The 18,367-nt window shown below is 65.9% G+C and carries 17 protein-coding genes; all 17 read left to right on the top strand.

From position 1 onward, the window contains the following. Positions 1-93: 93 nt before the first annotated feature. The 17 genes from CYU59_RS03635 (at position 94) to CYU59_RS03555 (ending at position 18,357) form a co-directional block, all read left to right on the top strand. Positions 94-378 carry a WXG100 family type VII secretion target gene (locus CYU59_RS03635; RefSeq protein WP_292975992.1) on the top strand — a complete coding sequence of 95 codons (285 nt, stop codon included), beginning with the start codon at positions 94-96 and terminating at the stop codon, positions 376-378. A 242-nt stretch (positions 379-620) separates the two neighbouring features. After that, complete coding sequence (locus CYU59_RS03630; RefSeq protein ID WP_292975990.1) at positions 621-1,757, top strand: acyltransferase; 1,137 nt, start codon at positions 621-623, stop codon at positions 1,755-1,757. A 223-nt stretch (positions 1,758-1,980) separates the two neighbouring features. Next, positions 1,981-2,778 (top strand): glucose-1-phosphate cytidylyltransferase, encoded by a 798-nt coding sequence (locus CYU59_RS03625; RefSeq protein WP_292976005.1) that lies wholly within the window; start codon positions 1,981-1,983, stop codon positions 2,776-2,778. Beyond that, a complete protein-coding gene (locus CYU59_RS03620; protein WP_292975987.1) occupies positions 2,775-3,437 on the top strand; it encodes a PIG-L family deacetylase in 663 nt (220 codons plus the stop codon). Before CYU59_RS03625 ends, CYU59_RS03620 begins: the two co-directional genes overlap by 4 nt. A gap of 30 nt (positions 3,438-3,467) precedes the next feature. Beyond that, on the top strand, positions 3,468-4,517 hold the full coding sequence (locus tag CYU59_RS03615) for an NAD-dependent epimerase/dehydratase (RefSeq protein ID WP_292975985.1): 1,050 nt from the start codon (positions 3,468-3,470) through the stop codon (positions 4,515-4,517). Then, positions 4,514-5,095, top strand: coding sequence for a dTDP-4-dehydrorhamnose 3,5-epimerase (rfbC, locus tag CYU59_RS03610; RefSeq protein ID WP_292975983.1), 582 nt, complete (start codon positions 4,514-4,516; stop codon positions 5,093-5,095). The genes CYU59_RS03615 and rfbC overlap by 4 nt, the downstream gene beginning before the upstream one ends. Continuing rightward, the gene (locus CYU59_RS03605) at positions 5,092-5,886 is read left to right on the top strand and encodes a WecB/TagA/CpsF family glycosyltransferase (RefSeq protein ID WP_292975981.1); all 795 of its coding nucleotides are present in this window, start codon (positions 5,092-5,094) and stop codon (positions 5,884-5,886) included. The genes rfbC and CYU59_RS03605 overlap by 4 nt, the downstream gene beginning before the upstream one ends. Then, positions 5,883-7,415 carry a sugar transferase gene (locus tag CYU59_RS03600; protein WP_292975979.1) on the top strand — a complete coding sequence of 511 codons (1,533 nt, stop codon included), beginning with the start codon at positions 5,883-5,885 and terminating at the stop codon, positions 7,413-7,415. The genes CYU59_RS03605 and CYU59_RS03600 overlap by 4 nt, the downstream gene beginning before the upstream one ends. After that, positions 7,415-8,890, top strand: coding sequence for a flippase (locus CYU59_RS03595; protein ID WP_292975977.1), 1,476 nt, complete (start codon positions 7,415-7,417; stop codon positions 8,888-8,890). Before CYU59_RS03600 ends, CYU59_RS03595 begins: the two co-directional genes overlap by 1 nt. After that, entirely contained in the window at positions 8,887-10,905 is a 2,019-nt protein-coding gene (locus CYU59_RS03590; RefSeq protein WP_292975975.1) for a glycosyltransferase, read from the top strand. The genes CYU59_RS03595 and CYU59_RS03590 overlap by 4 nt, the downstream gene beginning before the upstream one ends. A 49-nt stretch (positions 10,906-10,954) precedes the next feature. Further along, positions 10,955-12,421, top strand: a complete 1,467-nt coding sequence (locus tag CYU59_RS03585; RefSeq protein WP_363113810.1) for a hypothetical protein — start codon at positions 10,955-10,957, stop codon at positions 12,419-12,421. Further along, complete coding sequence (locus CYU59_RS03580; RefSeq protein WP_292975973.1) at positions 12,418-13,674, top strand: class I SAM-dependent methyltransferase; 1,257 nt, start codon at positions 12,418-12,420, stop codon at positions 13,672-13,674. Before CYU59_RS03585 ends, CYU59_RS03580 begins: the two co-directional genes overlap by 4 nt. Further along, positions 13,671-14,762, top strand: a complete 1,092-nt coding sequence (locus tag CYU59_RS03575) for a transferase (RefSeq protein ID WP_292975971.1) — start codon at positions 13,671-13,673, stop codon at positions 14,760-14,762. The genes CYU59_RS03580 and CYU59_RS03575 overlap by 4 nt, the downstream gene beginning before the upstream one ends. An 11-nt stretch (positions 14,763-14,773) precedes the next feature. Then, the gene (locus CYU59_RS03570; protein ID WP_292975969.1) at positions 14,774-15,820 is read left to right on the top strand and encodes a glycosyltransferase family 4 protein; all 1,047 of its coding nucleotides are present in this window, start codon (positions 14,774-14,776) and stop codon (positions 15,818-15,820) included. Between the two features lie 35 nt (positions 15,821-15,855). Further along, positions 15,856-16,581: a class I SAM-dependent methyltransferase gene (locus CYU59_RS03565; RefSeq protein ID WP_292975967.1), complete on the top strand. Its 726-nt coding sequence runs from the start codon at positions 15,856-15,858 to the stop codon at positions 16,579-16,581. A gap of 72 nt (positions 16,582-16,653) precedes the next feature. After that, positions 16,654-17,598, top strand: coding sequence for a TIGR03621 family F420-dependent LLM class oxidoreductase (locus tag CYU59_RS03560; RefSeq protein ID WP_363113813.1), 945 nt, complete (start codon positions 16,654-16,656; stop codon positions 17,596-17,598). A 21-nt stretch (positions 17,599-17,619) separates the two neighbouring features. Further along, the gene (locus tag CYU59_RS03555) at positions 17,620-18,357 is read left to right on the top strand and encodes a CmcI family methyltransferase (protein ID WP_292975965.1); all 738 of its coding nucleotides are present in this window, start codon (positions 17,620-17,622) and stop codon (positions 18,355-18,357) included. Positions 18,358-18,367: the final 10 nt, after the last annotated feature.

The raw sequence follows: 18,367 nt of genomic DNA, 5'->3' as shown, positions 1-18,367 counted from the left end.
GACGCCAACAACTACGAGAGCCAAGAGCAGGCCTCGCAGCAGATCCTGTCCAGCTAGCCCGGTCATCACTCGAAAAGGTTTGGGAGAACAACTATGTCGATCAATTACCAGTTCGGTGACGTCGATGCCCATGGCGCGCTGATCCGCGCTCAGGCCGCTTCCCTGGAGGCCGAGCACCAGGCCATCGTTCGCGATGTGCTGGCTGCCGGTGACTTCTGGGGCGGTTCGGGTTCGGTGGCCTGCCAGGAGTTCATCACCTCGTTGGGACGTAACTTCCAGGTGATCTACGAGCAGGCCAACAGCCACGGCCAGAAGGTGCAGACCGCCGGCAACAACATGTCGAGCACCGACGCCGCCGTCGGCTCCAGCTGGGCCTGACCGCACAAAACATAGAGTCTGATCATTGCCGTATTTGATTCTAAAAGTATGATTTGGACGGAGATGAGGGCGGCGGCAAGGAGCGAACGACGTGCGCGAAGCGTAGGGCGCGGAGCCCAGGGAGATCGAGCGGTGCGTGCTTCGGCGGTCGGAGTCGCGCTCGGCCCGACTGCGCCGACACTGCGGCCAGCATACTCTCGTAGTTTGCTGACTGGGCGAATTCATCCGCCGCGAGAAGTTGCATGACGGCGTCGTTCGTCCGGGCAGATTTCGACCACTTCCAGGCGATGACCCGGTTCGACGCGCTGGACGGCCTGCGCGCGCTCAGCGTCATCGCCGTCGTGTGGCACCACACTTCGGGCACCACGGGTGCGTCGTTTCTGACCAAGGGCTATCTGGGCGTGGACTTCTTCTTCGCCATCAGCGGCTTCCTGATCACCACCCTGCTGATTCGCGAGTACCAGTCGACGCAGCGGATCTCCCTGCGAAAGTTCTACGCCCGGCGTGCCCTCCGAATCCTCCCGCTCTACTACGCGACCTTGCTGCTCTACGTCCTGCTGGTCGCGGCTACCCGCCGTGACCAACCGGACGGCAGACAGTTCTTCGAACATCTGCCCGCGTTCCTGACCTTTACGTCGAACTGGTTCGTCGACCTCGCTCACGCCAACTCGGTGACGTTCTACTTCGCCTGGTCGCTGGCGACCGAAGAGCAGTTCTATCTGCTGTGGCCGCCGTTGCTCGTCGGGGCGCTCGTGCTAGGGCGTCGCAGGGTCTGGGTGCCGGTGACGGGTCTGGCTGTGCTGGTGGCGATTTCGCAGGGCTTCGGACACCTGAGCGATGCACGGGCGCTGCCGGGCCGCATTCCGGCCAGCCTGTCGTTGCCCATCCTGCTGGCGTCGGTAGCGGCGCTGACGGCGAGCACGCCTCGTGGGTTCGCGGCGCTGGCGACGGTCCTCGGTCGGGTCTGGTCGGCTCCGGTCACGGCGCTGGCGCTGATCGCCGCGGTGGCGCTGGACGCACCGCAGCAGGCTACCCAATGTCTGATGGTCATGGTCGTGGTCAGCTCGTGCCTGGTCGGACGGACGTCGTTGCACCCGCTGCTGCGCTGGCGGCCGCTGGTATTCGTCGGAGTGATCAGCTACGGCGTGTACCTACTGCACATGCTCTGTGCGAACGGGGTGCGCCGAGCCGCACATCTCGACCATGGACCGCTGCTTTTCGCCGGCACGCTGTGCGCGGTGATCCTGGCCGCCTACCTGAGCTTCCGGTTTTTCGAGACCCCGCTGCTGAGGCTCAAACGCCGTTTCGAGAGCGGCGGTCAGCGCTCGGGCGCCTCGCCGGTGAGCCCCACCGCGACCGTCCAGCCTGTTGGGCGCTGAGCGGGTCTCGCGGTCCGTTGCAATTTGCTGAGCTAACCCCCAACTGGGGCGTGTGGCGGTGTTTCCCGGGCGTTCGCTTCCCGGTACTGGGGGCGGAGAGACCAAAAGTGTGATGAAAAGCAAAGAGTTTGATATGAGCTTCACACCATCCTAAAAGTATGTATACTGCCTTTAATAGTGAAGGTCGGTTTGTGTGAGCCGGCTCGGGGAAAGGGTCGACAAGATGAAGGTTGTCCTGTTCTGCGGTGGTTACGGCATGCGTATGCGCACCGCGGAAGACGATGTCGTACCCAAGCCGCTCCAGATGGTGGGGCCGCGCCCGCTGGTCTGGCATGTGATGCGGTACTTCGCCCACTACGGCCACACGGAGTTCATCCTCTGCCTGGGTTACGGCGGAGCGAAGATCAAAGACTTCTTCCTCAACTACCGCGAGGTCGAGTCCAACGACTTCGTCATGAAGTCGGGGAACGTCGAGCTCTTCGACTCCGACATCGACGACTGGACAATCACTTTCGTCGACACCGGGCTGGAGTCGCCGATCGGTGAGCGGTTGCGGCGGGTCCGCAAATACCTCGGCGACGACGAATACTTCCTGGCCAACTACGCCGACGTGCTGACCGACGCACCGCTCGACCACATCGTCGAGCGCACGACCTCCACCGGCGCCACCGCGTCGATGTTGGTCGTGCCGCCGAAGTCGTCGTTTCACTGCGTCGACATCACCCAGCAGGGTGACATCAAGGACATCGCGCCGATCGAGCGATTCCCGATCTGGATCAACGGTGGCTACTTCGTGCTCAAGCAAGACGTCATCGACCTCATTCCGGAGAACGGCGACCTGGTCGCCGATGCCTGTATGGCGCTGACCGGCACCGGCAAGTTGATCGGCTACCAGCACGACGGATTCTGGCGGCCGGCGGACACCTTCAAGGAGCGTGCCGAGCTGGACGCCAACTACTACAAGGGAATTCATCCCTGGATGGTGTGGAACAACGACGCCCCGGTGGAGAAGTCCGCATGATGTCGCTGTCGCCTGTCAACCTCAACTCGGTGGCCGTCATCGGTGCCCACTGTGACGACATCGTCATCGGAGCCGGTGCGACGCTCATCGAAATCGCCCGCGACAAACCTAATCTGGTGATTCACGCGCTGGTGATGACCGGTGGTGGCACCGTCCGTGAGGTCGAGGAGAAGAACGCGTTCGCTGCGTTGTGCCCGACCGCGGATATCCGGTTGACGGTGGCCGACCTCCCCGATGGCCGTCTTCCCGACAATTGGGGAACGGCGAAGCAGACGCTGGCGGACTTCCGCCGCACGTGCGAACCGGACATGGTCCTTGGCCCGCAGCGCGCCGACTATCACCAGGACCACCGGCTGCTCGCCGAGCTGATTCCGACCGAGTTCCGCGACCACCTGGTGCTGGGCTACGAGATTTTGAAGTGGGAGTCGGATCTGCCGAATCCGACCCTTTACCTTCCGATCTCGGAGGACGCGGCGAACCACAAGACGCGGCTGCTCGCCGACTGCTACCCGTCTCAGGCCGGCCGCGGCTGGTTCGACGACGAGGCCTTCCTCGGCTTGATGCGGGTGCGCGGGGTGCAGTGCCGTTCCCGCTATGCCGAGGGTTTCACGATCGAAAAAGCGGTCCTGGATCCCGATTCCAATTTTTCGGTCAACTAGCGCCGACCACGACGACGGAGGACGAGAACAGTGCGAGTGCTGGTTACCGGCATCGAAGGTTACCTGGGTTGTTTGCTCGCCCCGGTGTTGATCGAGGACGGTCACGACGTGGTCGGTCTCGACACCGGCTACTACAAGACCGGTTGGCTGTGCCGAGGTCAGTTGGCCGGCGCACCGGACCGGGTCACCCCGGTCACGCTGGTCCGCGACATCCGCGATGTCACAGCCGACGACCTGCGCGGCTTCGACGCGATCGTGCACATGGCCGAGCTCAGCAACGACCCGATCGGCGACCTGATCGGTGACGTGACCTACCAGGTAAACCACCACGGCAGTGTGCATTTGGCGGAATGTGCCAAGCGCGCCGGCGTCAGCCGCTTCATCTACATGTCGTCGTGCAGCGTCTACGGCATCGCCGACGGCACCGTCGACGAGACCAGCCCGGTGAACCCGCTCACCCCGTACGCCAAGTGCAAAGCCCTGGTCGAGCGGGATGTCGGTGCGATGGCCGACGACGACTTCTCGCCGTCCTTCATGCGCAACGCGACGGCATTCGGGGCCTCGCCGCGGATGCGATTCGACATCGTGCTGAACAACCTGGCCGGGCTGGCGTGGACGGAACACGAGATCGCGATGACCAGCGACGGTACGCCGTGGCGTCCGCTGGTGCACGCGCTGGACATCGCCCAGGCGATCCGGTGCGCACTGCGGGCCGACCGCGAATCAGTGCACCGGTTGGTCGTCAACGTCGGGAGCGACGAGAACAATCGCACGGTGCGTGAGATCGCCGAGACGGTGAGCGCCGAATTCCCCGGCTGCGAGCTGTCTTTCGGCCCACCCAGCGCCGACAACCGTAGCTACCGGGTGGCCTTCGGGAAGATTCGCGAAGTGTTCCCGGACTTTCGTGCCGTGTGGGACGTCGCGGCGGGGGCCGCTCAGCTGCACCGGGTGTTCGACAGCATCGCGATGGATCCCGAGACCTTCCACGGTCGCGGGCACACCCGGCTCAAGCAAATTCAGTACCTGCTGAAGTCCGGGCAGGTGGACGAGCGGCTGTTCTGGAACGGAGAGCTCCGGTGAAGTACACCCCGACCGACGTCGACGGCGTGATGATCGTCGACGTCGAGCCGCACCGCGACGACCGCGGCTTCTTCACCCGCACCTTTTGCGCCGAGGAATTCGAAGAGTTCGGACTGCTCACCGGTGTCGTGCAGACCAGCATCTCCTACAACTACTCCCGCGGCACGCTGCGTGGACTGCATCGTCAAGTGCCGCCGCACGCCGAGGCCAAGTTGGTCCGCTGCACCCGCGGTGCCATCGCCGACGTCGCCGTCGATGTGCGCCCGGGATCGCCGACCTACGGCAAGCACGTCATGGTGCAGCTGAGCGCCGACAACCGGCGGGCACTGTTTCTGCCGCCGTTCGTGGCCCACGGCTTCCAGACCCTCGCCGACAACACCGAGGTCTTCTATCAGATGAGCGGTCCGTATCAGGCTGACGCCGGGCAGGGATTCCGCTGGGATGAGCCGGAATTCGCCATCGACTGGCCACTGCCGGTCACGGTCATCTCCGACAAGGACGCCAACTGGCCACTACTGCGATCGGTCAACCAGTTGACGGGAACGCTGCGCAATCCGCAGGCCCGGGCGGCGTCATGACCGCGTCGGCGGTGGCGGTACGAATGGTGGTCAGCGGCAGCATCGTCGAGCGGCGCGACACCGATGAGGTGCTGTCGATCATCGATGCGCGGTTGCGTTCGGGTTCGGCGATCGGCCTGGCCGTCGGCTCGGTGAACCTCGATCACCTTCACCACTTCCGGACCGTCAGCGCGGCACCCGTCGGGCAATTGGAATGGCTACTGCTCGCCGACGGCATGCCGATCGCCTGGCGGGGCCGAATCCTGACGGCCCGAAGCTGGCCCCGCATCACCGGCGCCGACCTGTTGCCCGAGGTGCTCGCGTTGGCCGAAGCGACCGGCAGCCGGGTCGGCTTTTTCGGCGGCAGCCCCGAGACGCACCGGCGGCTGACCCAGCGGTTGGCCGAAACCCATCCGGGATTGGCGGTCTCGGGAATGTGGTCGCCGGACGCAGCTGAGATCGAAACGGGCTCTGAGGTTTTGGAAGCCGATATCCTCGCGGCCCGTACCGACATTCTCGTCGTCAGCCTCGGTAAACCGCGTCAGGAGCAATGGATCGACCGGCACGGGGCAGCGACCGGCGCACGGATCTTCCTGCCCAGTGGCGGCGCCATCGACTTCTTGGCCGGCGGGCAACTGCGGGCGCCGGCTTGGATGCAGCGGGCCGGCCTGGAATGGCTGTACCGGTTGAGCCGTGAACCCCGGCGGCTGGCGCGGCGCTATCTACTGCAGGGCCCCGGCGCCCTGCTGCGGGCTGTGCGTGCGCAGCTGATCTGCTACCCGGGCGTGGCCTACGGGGGGCTCGAGCAATGATGACGTCCTCAGTGTCGAGCCCGGTCTCGAGGTCGACCACCGCTCGCGTCGGCCAACCGCCGGTCGTTCCGCCACCGCCGCCGACCCAGAACACCGAGCCGGCGCGACGTTGGTTGCACTGGTACTCGACCCGGCTGCGGATCACCGACACCGTGATCGTCTGTGCCGCAGTCGCCCTCGCGCAGCTGGCCCGGTTCGGGGACTCCCCGAAGGTGTCCGGCTACCCGGGCCCGGTGATGACCATGTTCTCGATCGGGTTCGCCCTGCTCTGGCTGACGTCGATCGCCATGTTCAATGCCCGCTCGATTCGGATCATCGGCGGTGGGCTCGAGGAGTACCGGCGGATCATCAGTGCGTCGTTCTGGACGTTCGGAATCATCGCGATGGCTACGCTTCTCGCGAAGATCTTCCTGGCCCGCGGCTATCTGGCGGTGGCCCTGCCGGTGGGGACTTTCACCCTGCTGGTGAGCCGGGTCTGGTGGCGCCGCCACATCGCCCGCCGGCGAGCGCTCGGCAAGTTTCAGACCAGGGTGCTGGCGATCGGCGACCGCAAGGCCGTCACCCATCTGGCCGAGGAACTGACCCGCAACGCCGGCGACGGCTATGTCGTTGTCGGGTGCGGTATCCCGGGATACGGGCCGTCCCGCGGCAAGAAGCTGGTGATCAACGGTCGGGACGTCCCGATTCTCGGCGACGATGCGCACGCGGTGGCCGCGATCGGGCATTGCGGCGCGGACACGGTGGCGCTGACCGGTACCGAGCGATTCGGGGTTCAGGGCGTCCGGCAGCTGATGTGGCGTCTGGAGACGATGGACGTCGACCTGGTGATGGCGCCGGGCGTGATGGACGTCGCCGAGGGCAGGCTGGCGCTGCGGCCGGTGGCGGGTTTCCCGCTACTGCACGTCGAGAAGCCGCAATACAAGGAAGCCAAGCGATTCCAGAAACGCGCATTCGACTTCTGCTTCGCGCTGGCCGCCCTGATCGGCACCTCGCCACTGCTCATCACCGCGGCTATCGCCATCAAGCTCACCAGCAAGGGCCCGGTCTTCTATCCGTCCGAGCGGATCGGACTCGACGGCAAGCCGTTCAGGATGTTCAAGTTCCGCACCATGGTCGACGGCGCCGATCAGCAGATCGACAAGCTGCTCACGCTCAACGAGAGCACCGGCGGAATGCTGTTCAAGATCCGCGAAGACCCGCGGGTGACAAAGGTGGGGAAGGTGCTGCGCCGGTTCAGCATCGACGAGCTGCCACAGTTCCTGAACGTGCTGACCCAGGACATGAGCGTGGTCGGCCCGCGGCCGCCGCTGCAACGCGAGGTCGCCAAGTACGACGGCGACGTCAAACGGCGGATGCTGGTCAAGCCGGGGGTGACCGGGCTGTGGCAGGTCAGTGGCCGCTCGGATCTGTCGTGGGACGAGTCGGTGCGCCTGGACCTGTCCTATGTCGACAACTGGTCGATGACCAGTGATGCCCTGATCATCGCGAAGACGATCAAGGCGGTCCTGGCTCGCGACGGGGCGTATTGATGACCGAAACCACAGCCGCGGAAGTGCAGGCTTCCGTGGAAGATTCAGCGATCCCGCACACCCGCATCGCGCACGCGGTGTCGGTACAACTGGTCTGCCGGGTACTGGGCATGCTCGCGTCGGTGTTCTCGGTCGCGATGACGGCCCGCTACCTGGGCCCGGGCCGCTACGGACAGCTCACCATCGCCGTCGCCTTCATCGGCATGTGGACCAGCCTCGCGGACCTGGGCACCGGCACGGTCGTCGTGCGCCGGGTGACGTCCGGCCGCGGCGAGCTGGAGCGCCTGGTCCGGGTCAACAGTGCGCTGTCGCTGGTCTACTGTGTCCCGCTCGCTGCGCTGGCCGCCGCCGCCGGACTACTCGTCTACCGCGATGCCGACGTGCGCATCATGCTCGTCGTGTTGTCGGGTCAGCTGCTGATGCTCACGCTCACAACGCGTTTCGAACCCATCTTCCAGACCACCGTGCGTTTCTCTGCGGTGGCGCTATCCGACGTCGCGAGCCGGCTGGCCACTCTCGGTGCGGTCGCCTGGCTGGTCACCACCCGCCAGGGCGTCATCTGGTTCGCCGTCGCACAACTGATCCCGCCCGCGTTGCAGTTGCTGATCCAGGGCATCGCGGCCGGGCGCCACGTCACACTGCGGCCGGCGTTCGTGCCGCGGGAAGCCGCCGACCTGCTCCGTGAGAGCCTGCCGCTGCTGGGCGTGATGGTGATCGGGGTGCTCTACTGGCGCGCCGACGGAGTGATCGTCTCGTTGGTCAGCACCCACGCCGAGGTGGGCGTGTACGGCTTGGCCTACACCGTGGCGTTCAACACCGAGGCACTGTCGGTGTTCTTCCTCAAGTCGACCCTGTCCACAGCCACCTCGCTGTTCTCCCGCGACGTCAGCGCCTTCGCCGGCTTCTTGCGTCGGAGCGTCGAACTGATGAGCTTCCTGGCGGTCCCGGTTGCCGTCGTCGGTGCGCTACTGGCGGGCCCGCTGATCAAGTTGTTCGGCGATCAGGATTACGTGAGTCGCGGAACCCCGACCCTGGCGTTGCTGTTCGTCGCGGTCGCACTCCGGTTCGTCACCGGGACCCTCGGCCAGGGGCTGTTCGCCTGCCATCAGCAGCGCTTCTTCTTCCAGTCCTTCGTCGTCTCGCTCGCATTCAACGTCACGCTGAACCTGTTGCTGGACAGCCGATTCGGCGCAGTGGGCGCGGCTTTCTCGCTGGTCTGCACCGAGTTGTTCGGCTTCGTGCTGGCCAGCTGGTGGCTGCACCGCACCTGTGGTTACCGGACGCCGACATCGTTCATGCTCCGGTTGCTGATCCCTGTCGCAATCAGTGTCGTTGTAGCGCTTGCGCTTTCGGGGCAGCACGTGATTTTCGTCCTGGGCGCCGCGGCGATCGTGTATCTGGCGGTCAACCTGGCGATCGGTCCGGTGGACTGGTCGAGCCTGGCGACACTTCGTCGTAAGAAGGTGATCGCATGACACGCGTAGCCGACCGGGCCTACCTGAAGCTCCCGGACCGCGGTGTGCCCCCGCCGCGGTCCGGGCCCCCCTTGGTGGTGGTGATCGTCACCTACAAGAGTCACGACCTGCTCGAGCAGTGTTTCGCCAGCCTGGACCAGCACATGCCTGCATTGCCGGTCTACGTGTACGAGAACAGCGGAGCCGACTACCCCGGCCGCGAGGAGTTGGCCGCGCGTCACCCCGACGTGCACTGGGTGTTCGGGCCGGTCAACATCGGTTACGCGGCCGCCCTCAACGCTCTCGTCGAGCACACCCCGGCCGGCTCGGATCTGTTGCTGCTCAACCCCGATGCCCGACTGCTCGGACCGCCGACCCGCACCCTCGAGCTGATCCAGCAGCCCGGCGTCGCGGCGGTGGCGCCCATGCTGCTCGACGAGGCGATCGGCGGCCCTCAGCCGTGGGACCACGTGAGCCGGCACGCAACGCTGACCCGGGCGCTGGTCGCAGCCACCGGTTACAGCCCTGCGCTGCGGGGGACGGCGTTGTCGCACCTCTATGCGCGCAAACCCGCCGAATCGTCGAGCATCGACGGCTACATGGCCGGGGCCTGCATCGCGCTCAAACGCGCGGCGTGGGAGCAGATCGGTGGGTTCGACGAGGAGTTCTTTCTCTACGGCGAAGAGGCCGACTGGCAGCACCGCGCCCGAACGGCCGGGTGGCGGCTGTTGATGGCCGACGAACTCCCGGTCGAGCACGGTAATCCCGCGCTGGACCCCACGGCACACGGGCCGGGCGCCACACACGGTGCGGAAGTGGCGCCCATCGAGCGGCTGCGCAACAACGACATGTTGCGGGCCAACGCCGCCTTGCTGCTCGAGCATCAGCACGGCGTCCACAAGGCCGATGTATACCTCGCCGGCACAACGCTTTTGGACCGTATCCAGCGCTCGCGGCGAAAGATCAGGAGCGGCGCGATCGCCGCACAGCGCCGCACGGACCGGCCCACCGTGGTGATCACCACCAACCGGCTGGTGTACGGCGGCGCGGAGCGCCAAAAGGCATTGCTCGCCGGCGAACTGCACCGCCGCGGCTACCCGGTGACCGTGGTGTGCATGCAGCGATTCGGCCCGCTGATCAAAGAAATCCCGCACGGCGTTCGAGTGGTGCGCCAACCGTGGTGGGCGCCCGCGCTCGACATCCCCACCGGTCCCGCCGTGCTCATCAGCGGCGACACCAACACCGAGACGGGATTCGCCACGCTGTGGCGCGCGGGGGGCAATGGTCGTCGCTGGCTGGTTGCGCCACACGTCCCGCCCGAGCCGGACCGGCGGATCTACTCGCGACCGTTGGCCGCGGCGATGTCCCGTTCCGACGGATTCGTTGTTCTGGCGCAGCGGCATTGGGAGATGATGCGCTCCCGGCACACACTGCGTGGCCGCCACTTCGTCGCGCCGAACGGCGTGCCGTCGCCCGAGCTGCCGGCCCGGCCGGTCCGGGCTGCCGGCGATCCGCCACACCTGGTGATGCTGTCGCGGATCCTCGAGCACAAGAACCCGCATGTGCTGATCGAGGCGCTGAGTGGCCTGACCGACTTGCCCTGGCGGCTCTCGATTTTCGGTGACGGTCCCGATCGGGAGCGCTTGCAGGCCGCCACTCCGGCGGGATTGGCCGACCGAGTGCAGTGGCGTGGCTGGTCGGCGGGTCCGGGCCCGGCGCTGGCTGACGCTGACTTGCTCTGTGTGCCAAGTCGTTCCGAGGCCTTCCCAATGGCGATCATCGAGGCGATGGGCCGGGGGGTTCCGGTCGCCGCGTCGGCGGTGTGCGCGATCCCGGAGATGCTGGACTTCGGCGCAGCCGGATTCGTCGTCGAGCCGATCACGGTGTCGGCGTGGCGGGACCAGCTGGCCGCCGTGCTGGCCGATCCCGCGGCGCTGCCGGCGATGGGGCGACGCGGTTACGAACGCATGCGCGCCCACTACACCGTCGGCGCCATGACCGACGCCTACGTCGATGCCATCGAGGCGGTGCTGTGAACCCGAGTCGCCGAACATCCCACACCCATTGGCTTGAAAGGGGGCAACTGTGATGCTCCGTTCGCGGTTGACGAAGCTGGTCCCATCACGACTTCGCGGAAACAGGGCGGTTGTCGCCGAAGGCCGGCCCGCGTTCGAGACGGTGATCCTGGGTGGCGGGCCGGCGGGAACGGGTCCGCTGGTCTGGGCGGCGCAGAACGGCCGGCTCGGCCCGTGGCTGGATCGCGGCGTTGCCGTCGTCGAAAGGGACACCGGCGGAGGCTCACTGGGCCAGTACGCCCTCAACGCCGACTCGCCCGGTCGCTCGTTTCTGGAATGCCTGGACGGTACGGACTGCGAACCGGCGCTGACCGAGGTTCGGCACGACCCCGTCACCCATGAGATGGAGGGGTGGCGCACCGGCCACCCGCCGCTGGAACTGGTCGACCGATTCGAGCGGCGCGTACACGCCGCGATCAGCGCGCAGATCGATCGCCACCCCACCAGCCGTGGCTACACCGACGCGACGGCCCGCGCGCTGCACCTGCAGCCCGACGGCTCGGTCGTGGTGGTGATCAGCACCGCCGACGGTGAACGCGAGACCATCCACGCCGCCAGCGCCGTGATGGCACTGGGCGGGCAACCGAACACGTCGTGGGACGGTATCGAGCGGGCCACCGGCATCGACGTCGCGCGTTGGCGGCACAAGGTCATCTCGAGTCACCGACTGCTCAAGCACGGCGCCGCCGAGCAGGTCGGTCAGCTGCTGCTGAGCAAAGACCGGCCGGTGCGGGCACTGATCGTCGGAGGGTCGCACAGCGCATTCTCGTCGGCGTGGATTCTGTTGGAGCGTATGCCCGAAGTGCGTTTCGAAGTTCGCGGCGTCCAGATCCTGCACCGCACCGAACCCCGGGTCACCTACTACTCCCGGGCCGAGGCGGAGGCCGATTCCTACCGCTTCGCCGAGTCCGACGTCTGCCAGGCCACCGGCCGGGTGCACCGGTTGGGCGGCCTGCAGGGCGACGGCCGCCAGATGTGGCGGCGCATGCACGGCAAAGACGGAATGGCACCGGACAACCGTGCCGTGCTGAGGTCGCTGCAGGACACCTCCCGGGACGAACTGGTCACCTTCTTCGAGGACGCCGACCTGATTGTGTCGGCGTTCGGTTATCGACTGGCCACCGTTCCGGTGTTCGACAAGGACGGTTACCCGGTGCCGCTGGCGCGGACCGGGCCCGCGGTGAGTTCGGATGCCCGCCTGCTCGATGCCGACGGCCGGCCGATACCTGGCCTGTTCGGAATCGGGTTGGGCAGCGGCTTCACGCCGTGGGGTGGCATGTCGGGCGAGGCGTCGTTCACCGGTCAGCAGAACAGCCTCTGGCTCTATCAGCACGGGCTGGGCGAGCTGATCCACAACGGCGTGCGCAGCCATGCCGCAGATCTGGCCGCCGTCACCGACCTTAACGAAAGCGCCTCCACCGCAGATATTTCCGCGGATGACGATGCCGTACCGATGGATGAAGTGAGGATTCGATGAAGTGCCGTTTGTGTGACTCCGACCGATTGGTCAGCATCTTGGACCTCGGCGCGACGCCGCCCTGCGAAAAGTTTCTGAATCCTGACGAGCTCGACCTGCCGGAGCCGACCTTCCCGTTGCATCTACGGCTGTGCGAGGAGTGCCTGCTGTTACAGATTCCCGCACTGATCACACCGGAGGAGACCTTCACCGAATATGCTTATTTCTCTTCGTTTTCCGACAGCTGGGTCGACCACGCGAAGAACTTCGTCAAGCAGTCGGTGAAGCGGCTGGGATTGTCCAGCGAGTCGCTGGTGGTCGAGGTGGCCAGCAACGACGGGTACCTGCTGCAGCATGTGGTCGCCGCGGGCATTCCGTGCCTGGGTATCGAGCCTTCGGTGAACGTGGGTGCCACCGCCCGCGAGCGCGGCGTGCCGACGGTCACCGAGTTTCTCGACGAGACGCTGGCACGGCGGGTCCGGGCCGAACACGGCCCGGCTTCGCTGGTGGTGGCCAACAACGTCTACGCCCACATCCCCGACCTGCGCGGGTTCACCCGATCGCTGCGCACGCTCCTGGCCGACGACGGTTGGTTGAGTATCGAAGTCCACCATGCGCTTCCGCTGGTGCGAAATGCCCAGTTCGACACGATCTACCACGAGCATTTCCAGTACTACACCTTGTTGTCGGCCAGTCGTGCGCTGGCCACCGCGGGCCTGACGGCTGTCGACGTCGAGCTGTTGCCGACACATGGTGGCTCTCTACGGATCTGGGCTCAGCCGACCCGGATCGCTGCGCCGCCCAGCGAGCGGGTCGTCGAGGTGTTGCGCTCCGAGAAGGCGGCGGGGCTGCACCGGGTCCAGGGTTACCTCGAACTCCGCCACCGCACCGAGACGCTGCGCCAGAATCTTCTTCGATTCCTGTTGCAGTGCCGCAGCGAAGGCAAGCGCGTGGTCGGCTACGGCGCACCGGGTAAAGCCAACACCTTGCTCAACTACTGCGGAATCCGCAGCGATCTGCTGGAGTACATCGTCGACCGCAATCCCTACAAGCACGGTCGTTACACGCCGGGAACCCGGATCCCGATCCGCGATCCGAAGTCGATCGCCAGGGACCGGCCAGACGTCGTGCTCGGTCTACCGTGGAACCTGGAAACCGAACTGCGCCAACAACTCAGCTACATCCACGACTGGGGCGGCGAGCTCGTCTTCCCGCCCAGCCTGCAGAACCCGGGCATGCTGGTGAGCAATGCGGCGGGAGCAATGCCGGCATGAGCGTGTGTCGGGGGTGCGGGGGCACCGACCTGAGTCGAGTTCTCGACGTCGGGAAAGTGCCGGCCGCAGATCACTTTCCGTTGGCATCCGATCCGGTCAGCTCGGATGAGGCGTCGCATGAGCTTGCGATGGACTTGTGCGTCGCGTGCGGCCTCGCCCAACTCAGCAACGACGACACGGTGACCTCTGAGCCACGCGGTATCGAACCGGAGGCCTTGCGGGATCAGGCGGCGCAGGCCGTGAAACGTGTCGCAGAGGCGGGTTTGTTGCGCGGGGCCACCGTCCGGGAGTTCGGCAGCCCACACGGCGGTACCTGGCTGCCGCTGCTGGCCCAGCGCGGGTTCGCCGAAGTCAGCGGCTCCAACATCGCCGACGTCGTGCTCGACTCGTTCGGCATCATGCACGACGCGGATCAGCGTGCAGCATTCCAGTTGCGGGCGCAGGCGACCGCCCCGGGCGGTGTGCTGCTGCTGCAGTTTCATTCGCTGCTGGCCATTGTCGACAAGGGGCAGTGGAATTCATTGCGGCACGGCCACTTCGCCTACTATTCACTTCTGGCTCTCACCGAGCTGCTCGACATGGTCGGGATGAGCATCGCAACAGCCTGGGAGTTCGACCTGTACGGCGGAACTGTTCTGGTCGCCGCGGTACACGGATCGGTCGAGCCCGACCGTCGGGTCCAGGACATCCTGCGGCGCGAGCGGGAATTCGGCATCACCGAGCCGGCTGTGGTGGGGCGCCTTCAGCGGGTGGCCGAAAGTCACGCCGCGCGGTTGCGTTACTGGCTCGAAGCTCAGGCGCGTAGCGGGCGCAGGGTGTACGGGTACGGAGCATCATCGCGTGTTCCGGCATTGTTCAGCATCGCCGGCGTCGACCGGCGCCTGGTTCATGCCATCGCCGACGCCTCGCCGGGGAAGCAGGGCCGCCGGATCTCGGGAACCAACGTCGCGATCATCTCGCCGGAGGAGCTTGTCGACGCAGACCCGGACTGCGTCTTCCTGACTATTCCGGAACTGTACGAGGAGGTAAGACGACGGTACTCACAGCTCAACGGACGCTGGTCCCTCGACCCGATAGCAGCGTTGTGAATGCTCCTCGCGTGCTGTGGCTTTCACCGCAGATGCGGCCCTTGGCGCGCGTACACGCCGAGGCCCTGCGTCGGCGCGGTGTCGAGGTCCTGTTGATGACATCCGACGAACATCCGGAGTCGGGAAATCCCCGCGACTACGAATTCGTGCTGGACCCGCGCGCGCACACCGCGTCGAGCTGGCCGCACACGATGGCCGCCTGGAATGAGGTGCGCGACTACCGGCCCGACGTGGTGATCTCCGAGTCGGTGCGCAATGCGCGCTGGATGGCGCTGGCCGCGAAGGTTCCGCGCATTCAGCTGGTGCACGACCACCGCGGCAACGACCCGGTCGAGCACCGGCCGTTTCTCAAGCGTGCGGTGTTCGACCGTTGGGCCGCGCGCTCGGCGGCGACGATCACCTACAGCAGCTATGTGGCCGCCGCGGTCGCGACCCGGCGGGACGTGATCGGCACACCGGTGCACGTGTTACCCCTGGCCAGCGATCTCGACCCGACTTTGGTTCCGCCGCTGGCAGATCCGGAGGCACGACGCGATTTCGTGATGGTCGGCCGCCTGCACCCGTACAAGAACATCGACGTGGTCCTGCAGGCTTGGCAACAGCACGTCGACGGCGACAGCTGGCGCGGTGACGAGCTGGTGCTGATCGGCGACGGCCCGCTGGTGCTTCAGTCGCTACCCGAATACGTACGCTGGCGGCCCGGACGTTACCGCTACTCGGAAGTCCTGACGACGTTGGCGTCGGCCAAGGGGTCCGTAGCGCACTACCGGCGCGCTTCGCAGAGCGGCGTCCAGGTGCTCTCGATGCAATTGGGCGTCATGCCAATCGTTTCCACCGTCGGCGGGCTCCCGGAATATCAGCCGCCGGGCTGCCCGCCCCTGGGTGTCGACGACGTCGCCGGACTCACCGCCGCGTTCGACGATCTGGCCGACCCCTTCACCGCAACACTGCGGGGTGCCTCGGCCGCGCGCCACTACGCCGACAAGTTCACCGTCGACCTGGTTGCCGACGGATTGATGAACGTGATCAACGAAGTTCTGGGCACCCGCCTCAACTGACCACCACCACGACCCAACCACTGCAGGAGAACGACATGAGCTCAACCGCTGTCCCGTCGCCCACCGACACCCGTAGCCTCGTTCAGCGGGTTGTCGGCCGGCTGTCCGATCTGACGACCGCGCACCTGTTGCCGTCGAAGGCGGCAAACCTGCGACAGTGTGCCCGGGATGACATGTGGGACAACTATTTCCGCGAGGCAGAGGGCCAGTTCCACGAGCAGTGGATCGGCACCATTCGTCCGCTGATCGAGGATTTCGACTTCAGGACCGTGCTTGAACTCTCACCCGGTGCGGGACGCAACACCGAGAAGCTCAGCGAGCTGACGACCCGCCTGATCGCGGTCGATTACAACCAGCAGGCGCTGGCGCAGACCCGGGATCGACTGCGCGCGTTGGGTAATCGCTGCGAGGTCACCTACCACCAGAACAACGGATGCGATCTGCGGATGGTGGACGATTCGTCGGTGACGGCCATCTACTGCTGGGACTCCGCGGTGCATTTCGACAAGAGTGTGCTCGCGGCTTACATCGGCGAGTTCGCCCGCGTCCTGCAGCCCGGGGGCTCGGGCTTCCTGCACCACTCCGACCTCGGTGATCGCGCGCACAAGAGCATCAAGCGCAATCCGCACTGGCGCAGCAACGCGAGTAAGGAACTCGTCGCCGAGCAGTGCCGGCTCCACGGGCTCACGGTGGTTCGTCAGCAGCCGGTGCCGTGGCCGCCGATTGTGGACTGTGCGACCATATTTCGTAAAGACCAGTAGGCCGGTTCAACCGACCGATAACGGAATCAGTGCAGCGCCGCACGCCATCCGGAGTTGATCGAGACACAGGGGGTGAATGTGGTGCGGCCGTTTCGTTTCATTGCGCCGATGCCGCGGTTCGACTCACCCGCGACATGGCGCGACCAGATCCGCCGGATCGAAGACCTCGGCTTCAGCACCGTCGCGGTGGCCGAACACATCGCCGGCTGGCAGATGGAACCGGTGGTCGCGCTGACCGCTGCTGCGGAGGTGACATCGTCGCTGCGCCTGCTGAGCCTAGTGATGTGCAACGACTTCCGGCACCCGGTGTTGACGCACAGGTCCATGGCCATGCTCGACGTGTTGTCCAGCGGCCGAGTCGAAATCGGCCTCGGGGCCGGCTGGCTGGCCGACGACTTCCGCAGCATCGGTCTGCCGACGGATTCACCGGGTGAGCGCATCGAACGGGTCGGCGAGTCGGTGCAACTGCTCAAGCTCCTGTTCGCCGACGGCCCGGCCGATTTCCAGGGGCGGCACTACACAGTGCGGGGTCTCGACGGCGCACCCAGATCCGTGCAACGCCCACACCCGCCGTTGTTACTCGGCGGCGGCGGGCCCCGCATGCTCCGGCTGGCCGCGCAGCACGCCGACATCATCGCCGTCCACCCCAGAATGACCACCGGGACGCTCGGCCCCGAAGCTGCGGCCGATTTGTCAGCAATTCAGGTAGGCAACAAGATTCGTCTGGTCGAAAAGGAGATCTGCGCCGCGGGGCGGGCCGTCGACGACGTCGAGATCCAATTCAACGTCTACCTCACCGAAGTCGACGGGCACCCGGCGTCCCGGTCGTCGTTCAACGAGCACCTGCGCGCCGATCCGGAGCTCTACGCCCATTCGCCTGCCGTGTTGTCCGGCAGTGTCGACCGCTGTTGCGACCTGTTGGTCGAACGACGGGAACGGTTCGGCATCTCATACATCCAACTCAAATCCGATCTGGATTCTGCGGCGCCGATCGTGGCGCGACTCGCCGGAACCTGAACCACCGAGGAGAAACCTGCCATGGGAGATCTCGAAAGATTCGCCGACGAGCGCCGACGCAACATTGCGAAGCTGGGTAGCGACGACGTGCTCGGCAAAGAAGCTGTGCGCATGACCGAGACGCTGATTCAGCACCGCTATGTCTTCAACTTCGACTGGCTGGGGCTGCCGATCATCCAGTTCCCACCGGACATCATTGCGCTGCAGGAGATCTGCTGGACAGTCAAACCCGCAGTCGTGATCGAGACAGGTGTGGCCCGGGGTGGCTCGCTGGCGTTGTATGCATCGATGATGCAGTTGCTCGGCTCGGACGGTTTCGTCATCGGGGTCGATGTCGACATTCGCAGCCACAACCGCGAGGCGATCGAGGCCCATCCGCTGGCGGATCGCATCAGGCTCGTCGAAGGGTCGTCGATCGACCCCGGCACCGTGGCTGAGGTTGCGTCGATGGTCGGCGACCGCGGGCCGGTGCTGGTGGTACTCGATTCGCTGCACACCAAGGATCACGTTCTCGCCGAGCTCGAGGCGTACTCGCCACTGGTCGGCTCGGGATCCTTTGTGGTCGTGCAGGACACCGCGATCGAAGCGTTGTCGGAGGACGTCTACCCGGACCGCCCATGGCATCACGGCAATTCGCCGGCCAACGCCGTAGACGAGTTCCTGGCTCAGCCGGACTGCCGCTTCGCGGTCGACGAGGACTTCGCCTCCAAGCTGGTGTTCACCTCGACCCCGCGGGGATTCCTGCGCTGCATCGCCTGACCGGCGACCG

The organism is Mycobacterium sp. (genome assembly GCF_002863225.1).
In the GTDB taxonomy this organism is placed as follows: domain Bacteria; phylum Actinomycetota; class Actinomycetes; order Mycobacteriales; family Mycobacteriaceae; genus Mycobacterium.
Note: the sequence above shows the minus strand (reverse complement) of the source record. Positions and strands in the feature narration are given on the sequence as shown.